The organism is Candidatus Cloacimonadota bacterium (assembly GCA_012522635.1).
GTDB lineage: Bacteria > Cloacimonadota > Cloacimonadia > Cloacimonadales > Cloacimonadaceae > Syntrophosphaera.
In genome coordinates, this window is sequence record JAAYKA010000062.1 from 1 (window position 1) to 12,083 (window position 12,083).

General features: G+C 47.8%; 7 protein-coding genes and 1 other RNA gene. 1 reads left to right on the forward strand and 7 read right to left on the reverse strand.

All coding sequences use genetic code 11. From position 1 onward, the window contains the following. Window positions 1-218 (forward strand): hypothetical protein (locus GX135_03560; protein NLN85171.1); only part of this gene is annotated, 218 nt, incomplete at its 5' end. Between the two features lie 221 nt (window positions 219-439). Here GX135_03560 and GX135_03565 read toward each other — a convergent pair. From GX135_03565 to GX135_03595, 7 genes are all read right to left on the reverse strand, one after another. Continuing rightward, entirely contained in the window at window positions 440-6,613 is a 6,174-nt protein-coding gene (locus GX135_03565) for a hypothetical protein (protein ID NLN85172.1), read from the reverse strand. After that, window positions 6,610-7,401, reverse strand: a complete 792-nt coding sequence (locus GX135_03570) for a type III pantothenate kinase (protein ID NLN85173.1) — start codon at window positions 7,399-7,401, stop codon at window positions 6,610-6,612. Before GX135_03570 ends, GX135_03565 begins: the two co-directional genes overlap by 4 nt. A 110-nt stretch (window positions 7,402-7,511) precedes the next feature. After that, complete coding sequence (locus GX135_03575; protein ID NLN85174.1) at window positions 7,512-8,396, reverse strand: GTPase Era; 885 nt, start codon at window positions 8,394-8,396, stop codon at window positions 7,512-7,514. A 52-nt stretch (window positions 8,397-8,448) separates the two neighbouring features. Next, on the reverse strand, window positions 8,449-9,690 hold the full coding sequence (rocD, locus tag GX135_03580; protein ID NLN85175.1) for an ornithine--oxo-acid transaminase: 1,242 nt from the start codon (window positions 9,688-9,690) through the stop codon (window positions 8,449-8,451). A gap of 205 nt (window positions 9,691-9,895) precedes the next feature. After that, window positions 9,896-10,246, reverse strand: a transfer-messenger RNA (tmRNA) gene (gene ssrA / locus GX135_03585). 178 nt (window positions 10,247-10,424) lie between these two features. Beyond that, window positions 10,425-11,351: a dihydroorotate dehydrogenase gene (locus tag GX135_03590; GenBank protein NLN85176.1), complete on the reverse strand. Its 927-nt coding sequence runs from the start codon at window positions 11,349-11,351 to the stop codon at window positions 10,425-10,427. Beyond that, window positions 11,336-12,083, reverse strand: a 748-nt coding sequence (locus GX135_03595; protein ID NLN85177.1) for a dihydroorotate dehydrogenase electron transfer subunit, incomplete at its 5' end; no start/stop codon positions are given. The genes GX135_03595 and GX135_03590, both read right to left, overlap by 16 nt.

Consider the following 12,083-nt stretch of genomic DNA (forward strand, 5'->3'; position numbering starts at 1 on the left):
CCATTGTACCTGGCTTCACGCTGAGGACCCCTAAGGGCGGAATTCTGATGTGTTTTGAACCGATGATTCATCATCCCGGTTTGGACTGCGATGAAGATGGTATTCGCAAAGTGACTGAAGAAGTGAACGCGGTAATTGAAAACTATGTGCGAAAGTGGCCAGAGCAGTGGTTTTGGGTGCATAAGAGATGGTTGCCTGAGTTCTATCTTAAAAAATAGCGACTCCCTTGGAGCCAAACATTCACATCTCAATATATTAGAACGAGTCTGTTGAAAACAAGCTAATTAAGCCCTAACCCTTTGTGTAGCTTATGATTGGCTTTTAAAACATAAGGTACACTAAAGGAGGCAAGGCAGGGACAGCCGAAATTTACCAATAAATACATAAAAATCAGCCCGCCTAAAATATGAGAATCAACTGAATGCAGCCTGGAATTCTATTATAGGTTAACTTCCACCCAAACCCCAATGCGGAAGGTGCGCAAGCCGGTGTCACGTTTGTTGTCCGCACTCTTTTCCCAGGTTCCTGTGAGCCCTCCTCTGATATTTGCGTCAAACTGATATGTGGCGCTGGGTCTGATGGAAATACTGATATTATCTTGATCCACCTGTTGGGCGCCCTCACGCCCAAAGGTTTCATCATATTTCTTTTCAAAACTCATGCTGAGGCTGGATGTGAGTTCATTCTTAATGTGAATTTTCTTCTTGGTGAAGGGTACGGTGAACCCTTTGCCCATGCGGAACGAATAGGAAAGGTTCCCGTTCAGAGAGTGAGTTTGTGAGGTTTTGAGAATCTGGTAGGAATCCATGTTTGTGGTATTCTCGCCAGTGGCAAAAGAATAACTGAGATTGGTGCCAAAATTCTTGAAGAAGGTGCCAGTGAAGCCGATGGCTGGGTTCAGCGCAAAGGTCACCATTTCCTGGCGGGGTTCCTCCCAATCCAATTCACCTGTGGCGCGGGTGGTCATCTGAAATCCACTGTTGAGGCGCGCTCCAGTGAGGATTTTACCCAAGCCAATCCAATTTTGGAAATCCATCAGAGAAACCGTGAGATCTGGGAAAGTGACAGCCACAATCTGGTTTGAGGCGCTGGATTCGGTTTGATCAAAAGTGAGGCTATAGCGCAGAACGCTATCCAGTCTGCGGGAAAAATTGACGCCACTGGTGAGCGCCAAAGTGTTGTTATCCTGCACGGAATCAAGGGAATCCGCTGGCAAAACATGAGGCAAGCCCAGTTTGAAAAGGAAAGGTGGCGTGGTTTGGCTGCGGGAATAAGATTGCACATAAGAATTCTGATAGGTGGCGCCGATATTCTTCACTTTGGAAAGCAGATTCACAGCAGCGTGGGGGAAATAAAATCCGCCGCCTTTGGAGTCGGGTTTTCCTTTCGGATCCCTGGGTTTATCGCCTTCATGAAAGTCTGTGTGTTTTGGAGGTTCGTCTCCCATCATCTCAGCTTCTTTTTTGCGGCGCTCTTCCTCTTCCCACTTCCTCAGGTCTTCTTCCTTGCGGGCCTCTTCGTCACGGCGTTTTTGCTCTTCCTCCCATTTTTGGGGGTCTTCATCACGCAAACGGCGTTCTTCCTCTTCCTTCTTTTTCAGCTCCTCTTCCTTCTTTCGTTTTTCATCATCATCATGCTTAAAATCCGGGGATTTAGGTTCGTCACCTTTTAAGTCGGGTGATTTGGGCTGTGGTTTGTTCGCCAAACGAGTTTGATGGGAAGCCATGATTTTGTTTGCCAAAGATGAGAGCAGGCTGGAGTTTTGCAAGGTGAAGTTTGCTCTGAATGTGCGGTTCGCGTTTCCGTCACTTTGGAAATATGCCACCTGACCGTCGGATGTGTTTTGATAGTATTTTCGCTGCTGTTCACTGAAGCGTGAATTTCCGCTGAGGGTGAAATTGAAGATTCGTGGCAGATAATTTGGATTGAAGTTCAAACCCAAATCCTGAACCTGTTTGGTCAGTTTTCCAATGTTGAAGTTCTGCAGGAGGATTTCCTGTTTCAGGTCGCGTTCAGTGTTCAGCCTCGCGGATAAAGTTATATCCGAAGTCAGCCCCCAGTTCACATTGTTGTCTGCTGTGAAAACCTTTGTGGGAACTGTTTGTGAGCGCGGATGCCAGGCATAAACCCCATCCCGGCGCTCCCAGTTCCAGCTTTGGGGCTCGGTGTTATTGATGGTGAAGCTGTTATTGAAAGTGCTGGGGAACCAGCCCAGACGATAGTTTTTGAACAGACGGAAGCTGACTTTATCGCTGGGAAAACTGAGATTGTAGTTCAAGGTTCCACGCCATGATAAAGTGGTGTCTGCAGCCGTGGGAGTAAACCGCTCGCTCTGTTCAATTCGTCCGCTGATCGAAGTTCTATAAATCGTATATTGCAGGATTTTGGATTTTGGAACGCTGCGTTGGCTGAAACCAAAATCAGCGGCATAGGTCAGGGTTTCATTGCGTTGACGATTTTTATCTTCAGGATCGTCGATATTATCGCGCAGAAGGTCTGAATTAGCTTGGAACCGCGGGATTCCCAAAGAATAATTGCGTGTGAGGGTTACCGGAATATCCAAGCCCCAGGCGCTGGGGAAAAGCTTGTTCAGGAAATAGCGGTTGGTTATATTCAGGGTCTTCGAGCTGGTGAAAGTGTTTGTTCTGCCCCGCTGGATGGTTGTGTTAAAGTTTTCACTTTTATCCTCATAATCGATGATCAAAGTGCTCAGATCAGCGAAGCTTGAATTCAGCGACAGCCTTTTGGCCACGCCGATATCTTCATAGGGTTCGGCAACCCTCAAATCATTAAAATACATGATTCCGCTGAATGGCATGGGGGCTGGTATATCTGTTGGAGAATAGATACCGAAATAGATATCCCGTGTATTTGTGACTGTGGGCGAACCGCGGAAGCTATAGACTGTGTTTCCTTGGATAATCTGACCGGAAGTTTGGTCTGGAAAGTTCTCTTTCAACGAGGTCATGCTCTGCAGATCATAATCCAGTTCGATCCAGGCTCCTCTTTCCATCTTTGCGTAATATGGAAAAACCGGCACGCGCTGACGAATCTGGTAATAGTTCAGGCTGTCCGCTCCGACCCGGAAAATCACATCCATGGAATCAGGATGAGAGTGCGCGCCTTCTCTGGCTTCCGGATAGACCCAAAATCTGATTCTATTATAGGAGAGAAGGTTGTATGGATCCAGCATCCTCTGCCTCAACAAGGCTTGATGACCTGGCTGAAGGTTCTCAACTTCAAGGGTGAGCGCGCTTTCGCTTGATTCGCGGCGCAATTCAATATAATAGCTTCCCTCAGGGGAAACGTAGTGCGCGCTGTTCTTTTGGTTGTTCACGATTCCGGAGAGGTAGGACGTGTTGTAGGTATTCAGCATGGCGTCAGCCACAATCTGGTTGTCCAGGGTGCGCACGTGAAAATCTTCCCATTTATTTCCAACCACATTAAAATCGTAAACAAGCACTTTGGCGGGAACATTGGTTTCCATAACCAAGCGCCCGTATGAAATCTTTTTGAGAGAGGGATTCACCCCGGCGGTGGAGTTATTAACAATTTCGAATGTGTCTGGATCTGTGATGGGTATGCGATAAAGACGCCATCCATCGGCATTTACGTTTTGCAAATAGGTGGAATCCGAAAGCGCGAAGGAATAGCTGAAATAGCGGTCAAGCGTATTCAAAACACCATTTCCATCCAAATCTTCAGTGTCAAGGACGCGGTTGCCTTCGGTTCCGTTTATGTTTGGATAGTCTCCATATTGGTCTATCGTGTTGTCTGCCAAATCGTTGGGGTCAGCACCAGGCTCCCAATTGAAAAGCCCGTCCAAGCCGGTATCTTCATCTGTGGAAAGCACGCCGTCGCCATTTACGTCTTCTGTGTTCAAAACACCCAAGCCGCCAAAATCAGTATAGAAGTCTTCACTGATATCACCCAAATCGACTCGCAGGATGGGACTGGGCATGATACCTGATTCGTTTGGAATCACCTTCACCATCAGCTCGATATATTTCTTTTGGGAAAAATCAAGCTGGTTGCCCAGATATTTCATCACGCCGCCCCAGCTCCAAACATCGGAATTTGGAACACCCAGGTTCGAGGGAAAAACTTTCAACGCCAAAACCGTTACTGTTTCACGCTTTTCTGCATCTGTGAGGGTGGCTGGATCCTCAACTTGGTCACGGCGGATATTTTTGGGATTAAACCATATCGTGCGACCCTTTGCCAAAGTTGTGTTCCAAGGTTTGCTGGCTGGAGACCAGGATCCAATCGTCACCCCCATGGGATAAAAATCCATAATTGATTCCATATCATCCAGATAGGCTTCCTTGCGTTTTTCTTTGGGGTCGCCATAGATGCTGGGAATCGTGTAGGCAATTTCGCCTGAAAGGGTGATTCGGGTTTCCGCGGTGGTGTTAATCAAGGGTAGCCAGTTCAAAAAACGTGTGACGAAATAAGGTTTCACGGTGATGGAACCGTCAACGTCCGCCATCATCATTTGGATGTTTTCGTTACCCACGCGAGGACGTCTATCCGCAACGTTTTCAGAACGATAGATGAAGGTTCCGCCCAGTTTTGCCCATTCCGCGAAATTCCAATCCGCGCGCACGCCAGCCAATGATTTACTAGCCACCTCGAAAGCGCTGCGATATTCATAGTCTATCTCAATTTTGGCATCGGCATCCTTGCCCGCGGATGTCAGAAAAGTGATGCGACCAAAATCGTAGTCAACAATATAATCGACGTTTTCCTTCTGTTCGAAACCATTAACTTTTACAATCACACTGCCCTTGAGAATACCGCCTTGTCCCAAATCCACTGATTCCCGACCAATTTTACCCTTCACGCTCATAAATAGATCTATGTCCAAATAGCTGACGCTCTCACCTTCCTGGCGGTAGACTTCTCCGTCGCCCAAAGATCTGAAAGGCTCGATGAAAGGAATCAAAATCAGCCCTGAAGTGAGGTTTACAGTGTTGTCTTCACCATTAATGAGGCCGTCACCGGTGCTGTCCATACGCAGGAAATCCGTGTAGGTTACGATGTTTGAAGTGGCCAGGGAATCCGGTACCAGATAGTTTCGAGTGAGGTCAACATTTATGGTATAAATATCCAAACCAAAGCCGTCGCTTTTTATATTGGTCTTGTTCATGTTGTAAACGTTGCGCATCTGATAGTGCCAAACGTTGTTCGGGTCGTTTGGATTGTATTCCTGGTTGCGGCGGCGGATAACCTTGGCATGCAGAATCCCGTCATCATCGTCCTGAACAAATGGAACCGGGATGCCGTCCCGGCGGACATATTTTACCGCAATCGTATAACGGCGGTCGATGGTTTTATTCAAACGTATGATGCCGGAAGTGTAGTCCGTAACAAAATCCGTTCCTTCAATCAGCTCATCATAATATGGGACATAAAAGTCTGTGGGACTGAAATATATTGTATCTCCGATTGCGGATGCCACGTTATTTGTTGACACGGCATCATCCAAAAACACTCGCACGGTGCCGTTGGCGGGAAGCAGGTTTGCGTTTTTGATTCTCCACGCGCCGGTGGGGTCAGTTTTGATGGCATTATTCACCCATGCGCTGGGTACGTGACTGGAAACATCCGCTTGGGTGTAGAGGTCATAAACCTCGTAAGGATCATCCAGATAATACATTGTGCGGGGAGCGTAGTCTCTGCTGCGAAACACTGTGGAGTCCGCCTGGCTGGTTCCCACATAGTTTTGAGTGTTTTTCTGCCCTTCCTCGGTGCTGGCAATCAGGGTGAGATCCAAGTTTTTATATTTCAGTTTGGAGGTTACACCAAAAAGTCCGCGGGATGCGGTTGAATAGCTGATATAGCGTGAACCAGACAGCCCCAAAGTGATGTTTCCACCCTCGATGGATTGAACCAATTCATCTTCATCGCCAGTATATTTAATGCTCACGTTATTGGGGTCGAAAAACTGCTCATCCTGCTTGCTGTTATATTTTAGGTTCACGGCAATTTTTTCGCCGATGGTACCAGTGAGCCGCAGATTGGTTTCCTGCTCCATTTTGATGTCAAACTGCCCAGCGTTGTCCTGGTCATAAATTGCCACGTTTTTGCGATTGGTGCTGCCAACTTCCAGGGTCACCTTTTCCGTGCCGTCCAAGTTAAGTTTGCCAGCGGAACCGCCAAGCACTCTTTGCACGGATTTGGGCATGGCAATGGTTGGCAATTCCAACACATATTCTTTAATCAATCCAGTGCTGGTGATCTGGGTTTGGGTGCTTTGGGTGCGATAGCGCTCGAAAAGGGATTTTCTGAAAGCCTTGCGCTGCATGTTCCTGAAATAGGAATTGAACGAGATTGTGCGCCCGGGAAGCAATTCATAATCCCCAATGCTTGTTGTCAGAACCAGTTTTTGCCGCTCAAAATCTATCTTATGGTCTTGTTTGGGCTCGATTCCGGTGATGAAATATGGTTTTTGTTTCAGATAGTTGTTGCCTTTATTCAGTTTGTACACATCCACGGTGTTATACACCAAGGGATTGTATCCGTGAATCCAGATCCGGGGATAAAACTCCTGTTGGGCAAAAAGAAGGCCCAAGCTCATGATCAGGATGGAGAAGGCAACAAATTTTTTCATGCGCGGCTGTTTTTCCAGGCCAGGAAAACCCCGTCAAGAGTTAAAAACTTGTCCATTATTTCGGCAGCGGGAACCAAGGGTTGAACCAATTCCGCAATGCCGCCGGTGAGGATAACCTGCATGTCTTTGAGGTCAAAATAATGCAGTTTTGCCTGCCGCACATAGCTTTCCAACATGAAGCTGTGACCACGCACAATTCCAGACAGCAGCGCGTCTTTCGTGGAGGTTCCCAAAAACACTTCCGGTTTGCTGAGTTCGATTGGTGCCAGCAAAGCCGCGTTTTTGAAAAGCTGCTCCGCACCTGTTTTCAATCCCGGCGCGATGGCAGCTCCTTCAAATCTGCCTTCAGAGGTCACAAGCTGGACTTTGGTTGCGGTTCCAAGATCAAGGATAAGGCAACTGCTGCCATATTTTTTCCAGGCGCCGTAGGCATTTGCAATCAGGTCTGCCCCAATGAAAGAGGGATCCGCCACCCTGTAGCTGAGTTCCGGCACATTTAGCGCAGTCAATTCCCAAGCACTGAGGCCAATATATTTTCGGAAAAGATGTTGCCAAACCCGGCTGAGCCCGGGAACCACGCTGGCCATTGCGATGGCGCCAATTTTTTCTTCACTGAAACCATCCAAAAGGGGCTTCAAAAAACTGTAATATTCGTCCGCAGTTCGGTCCAAGGAACTCGAAAGCCTGGCGAACCAGGCCAGTTCTTCATTTTTATATATCCCGCAGCTTATGTTGGTGTTTCCAATGTCCACCACAAAGCATGCATCAGATGCCATGTTAGTTTGCATAATCTCCACGCATTAGGGTATTTTGAAAAAAACAAAAAAAAGCCTGTTTCGCTTGGGTGACTAAAAATGTCGAGTGTTGTTTTATGTCAATAGATTTCCAGTCTCCAGACTTAATTGAAACCCAATTCCTTCAGGGCTGTGCTCTTTTTTCGCCAGCCGGGCTTCACTTTTACCCACAGATGAATCAAGACTTTGGTTTCCAAAAATGTGCTTAACTGTGCCTCCGCGTAACGCCGTATCCGAGCCAGATTTTCCCCTTTTCTGCCGATGATGATTGGCTTTTGGCTTTGGCGCTCCAACCAGATTACCGCATCGATCACAGTCTGCTCTCTTTCTTCTTTGAAAGCTTCGATTAAAACAGCGGTTGCGTAAGGGATTTCCTGAGAAAAATTGTGGAATATTCCTTCCCGAATCACTTCCTGGGCAAAAAAGCGCAGAGGCAAATCTGAAAGCTGGTCTTCCTCATAATAGGGTTCATGAAATGGAATGTAGCGCAAAAGTGCTTCCATCATCTCATTTAAACCTTCACCCGTTGTGGCGGAAATAAAAACCGTTTCGTTCACACTTTTCGGCAGATGCGAAATCAAGGCTTCACGTGAAAGATCCGGTGTCAAATCCAGTTTATTAAACACCGCAATCTGCGGGGTGCGCACCTCTTTGAGCTGTTCCAGAACTTCCAGATCATATTCAGTTGGGAAACGCTGTGTTTCGCTCATAAAAAGCACCAGATCCACATCCTTGAAGGCATCCGTCCATATTTTGCGCATTCGTTCCTGAAGTTCATAGCGAGGCCGCAAATAGCCAGGTGTGTCAATGAAAATGATTTGGCAATCATCACGGTTAAGGATGCCTTTGATGGCATAGCGCGTGGTTTGGGGCTTGGGCGAAGTTATGGAAAGCTTTTCTCCCAAAATCCGGTTCATCAAAGTTGATTTACCGGTGTTAGGCTTACCGATGATAGCCACAAAGCCGCTGCGAAAATCTGGTCTTTTCATAAATACAAAACGGAGGGCGGGGCAAATCCACGCCCTCCTGGATTGTGATTAATTACAGGGAATTAAATACTTTTCCAATGATTTGAGCAACTTCCATGAGCTGCTCTTCAGTGATGGTCAAAGGTGGTGCCAAACGAATAATATGGCGATGGGTGGGTTTGCAAAGCACGCCTTCTTCTTTCAGTTTCACGCAAACGTCCCAAGCTTCGATACCATCCTTGGGCTCAACCACGATGGCGTTCAACAAGCCTTTTCCTCGCACAATCTTCACCATGGGATGCTTGATGGCATTCAGGGCTTCGCGAAACTTGATGCCAAGTTCGTAGGAACGCTCGGCAAGCTTTTCTTCTTTCAGCACTTCCAGAGCGGCTTTGGCAACCACGCATGCCAGCGGGAAACCGCCATAGGTGGATCCATGCTGTCCGGGCTCGATGGTGAGCATGATTTCGCGATCTGCCAAAACAACCGAAACTGGCATCACGCCACCGGAAAGGGCTTTGCCCAGAATCAGCATGTCGGGGCGAACGTTTTCATAGTCGCAAGCAAGCATCTTACCGGTGCGGGCAAGTCCGCTTTGAATTTCATCTGCCACAAAGAGAACATTATATTCTTTGCAAATGTCATAACAGGCTTTCAGATAGCCTTCGTCCGGAACGTAAACTCCGGCTTCACCCTGGATGGGTTCAACGATGAAGGCTGCCACGTTCTTTCCGTGTTTTTCCAGGAAAGATTTCAGGGCGGCGGGATCGTTGTAGGGAACTGTTTCGATGCCAGGCAAAAATGGTCCGAAACCGTCGCGGCAATCCGGATCGGTGGATGCGGAAACGATGCTGATGGTGCGACCATGGAAGTTGCCTTCCGCAAAAATGATGATGGCTCTGTCTGCTTCCACGCCCTTGACCTTGTAAGCCCATTTGCGGGCAAGCTTCATGGCGGTTTCAACGCCTTCCGCGCCGGTGTTCATCATCAGCGCCATGTCATAGCCAAAATATTCGGTGATATACTTTTCAAAATCACCCAGTTTGTTGTTGAAAAACGCCCGTGATGTGAGTGTCAGCTCCTTTGCCTGTTCGATGAGCGCATTGACAATTTTGGGATGGCAATGGCCCTGGTTTACTGCTGAATAGGCTGAAAGAAAGTCGTAATAGCGCTTTCCCTCTGGATCCCAAACGAACACACCTTCTCCTTTTGCCAAAACCACCGGTAACGGCGCATAGTTGTGAGCTCCATATTTATCTTCCAATTCCATAGCTTTTTGTGAACTGATGGTTCCGTACTTGAGATTTTCGGACATGTTTTTCCTCCATTTGCGGATATTTTTCTATTCGAATCAAAATCCTATTTACAGCCATTGTGTCAAGATATTCTTTATCTTTTTCTACCAAAACCCGACCACGCTTGGGGAATATCACTTTTTTGGAAGTCAAGTTTCTCCATACCCAATCAATATTATGGACAAAAATAAAACGGCTCGGAAATCCAAAGCCGTTTCAAAATTTTGGTGGAGGTGGCGGGTATCGAACCCGCGTCCAAAGAACAGATTATGAGTGAATCTACATGCTTAGCCATCTTTAATTTGAGCTCAGACGGTGAAAGACGGGCAGACCCGTATGAGCCGGTCCCATGGTCTTAACCGAACTCTATGGGTGTCCAGTTCGGAGCAGCCGCACTGTTTCGACGCTCAAATTCCTTCCCGGCGGCCCGGATGGGTTGAACGTTGGCATGCTTATGCTGCCAAGGAGTAATTGTAATCTGCAATTAGATTTGTTTGCTGCTTTTTGACGGAGCGGACAGCGTCTCCGGCATGCATCTCTCACACTCAGGTTCCCTGTCGAAACCATGTCACCCCCATATAAAAAGGTAAAGATCTGAAGACAAGATATTTAAGAAGCCTCTGCTGTCAAGCCCAATCTTCCTCCAAGCTCGCTCTAAACTCCAAAAAATACGTGATCTAAGAACCCTTCCAAAGCCTCCCGATTTTTTATCGGGGGGTTCAACAATGACTATCGACTGGCTCTGTTTCTGGAGTTAAGATTGAGGCAGGCTTGCGGTTCCAATCAGCTCTGGAAGTGTGATCTTGTTTTCTTCCAGATGTTTTTTAAGACCCGCATGGAGCTTTTCCGCGGCGAGGGGATTGCTGTAAAAAGCGGTTCCCAATGCGATTGCGGAAGCTCCCGCATAGAAAAACTCCAGGGCATCCTGCCAAGTGTTAATCCCACCCAAAGCGATGATGGGAATCTTGACTTCCTGAGCGGTTTTATAACAGAGAGCCAAAGCTACGGGCTTTACGCCAGTGCCGCTGTAGCCACAAACTGGATTGGAAGTGAAAAAGCGTCCCGTTTTCCAATTTATGGCGGCACCATAAAGAGTGTTTATCAAAGCCAGAGAACTGGCTCCGCCGTCCTGGGCGGCGCTGGCAATCTGGGCAATGTCGGTAACGTTTGGGCTTAGTTTGAAGATTAGTTCCCGCTTCGTTTTTGCAGCCAAGGCCGACGCCAGGGAAAAAACCACATCCGGATCAGCACCAAAGGCAATTCCCTCTTTTTCCACATTGGGGCAGGAAATATTTATCTCATATCCCGCTATGCCATCCTCTTTTTCCAGTGCTTCCAAAATCTCGCCAAACTCCGCGATGGAAGAGCCGGAAAAGCTGACAATCAACGGGATTTCAAGACCATCACGCAGGCGGGGCAAATCCTGGGCAATGAAAGCGTCCAAACCCGGGTTTTGCAAACCGATACTGTTGAGTAAGCCCGCCTCATTTTCAAAAACGCGAGGTGGCTTGTTCCCCATTTTTGGATGCAGGGTAATAGTTTTGGTGGTATAGGCACCCAGAATTTTGGGGTCGAAAAACTCGAAATAACTGCTGTCGAAAGTGCCGGAAGCGACAGTTATCGGGCTTTGCAGGCTCAGGCGTCCCAAAGATGTGGCAAGGCGATTCACAATTCCTCCCAGCGGATTTCAGCGGCGTTAAAAACCGGACCGTCAGCGCAAACACGCTGGTAGCTCTCCCCCACTGGGATTGCGCAGCCATAACAGGCGCCCACACCGCATGCCATATAGGCTTCCAGCGAGGCATAGTGTGGGATTTTGCCAGCCACTTTTTGGATGGCGGCAATCATTGGCAAAGGACCGCAACTATAGATGATATCGATGTTTTCCTCATTCAGGATTTGAACGAGGTTTTGGGTTACCAATCCTTTTACGCCAGCGCTGCCGTCCACGGTGTAAAATTCATCACAGGGAAAAATATCCGTAGCTGTGGCGCCTCCATGAATATGTAGCACGCGGTTTTTCTCTTTCAGGAATGTGCGCAGAAAACCCAGAGGCGGCCAGCCTACCCCGCCGCTGACCAAAAGCACATTTTTATCCTCCACCAGAGGAAAAGAATTTCCCAAGGGACCCAGCGCCAGAAGCGTTTCGCCTGTTGCGAGTTTTGCCAGTGCCTGCGTGCCTGATCCGAGCACTTTAATGATGAAGCTGATCTGTCCTTCAAAAACACTGGAAACGCTGATGGGCTTGAAAAGTTTACGCTCCTGCGCGTCAGTTTTCGCCTTCAGTTCAAAAAACATCCCAGGCTTGCAAAGCGCTGCCAGAGAAGGTTCTTTGAATGCGATTTCCACGTATCCATCATTGAGCCATCTGGTGTTTGTGATGCTCAATTCACTAAACTTGGGCATCCGCGTC

Bases quoted from the DNA above. Each gene is read 5' to 3' on its own strand.
- GX135_03565 (NLN85172.1), bottom strand. From the start codon at position 6,613: ATGAAAAAATTTGTTGCCTTCTCCATCCTGATCATGAGCTTGGGCCTT.
- GX135_03570 (NLN85173.1), bottom strand. From the start codon at position 7,401: ATGCAAACTAACATGGCATCTGATGCATGCTTTGTGGTGGACATTGGA.
- GX135_03575 (NLN85174.1), bottom strand. From the start codon at position 8,396: ATGAAAAGACCAGATTTTCGCAGCGGCTTTGTGGCTATCATCGGTAAG.
- rocD (NLN85175.1), bottom strand. From the start codon at position 9,690: ATGTCCGAAAATCTCAAGTACGGAACCATCAGTTCACAAAAAGCTATG.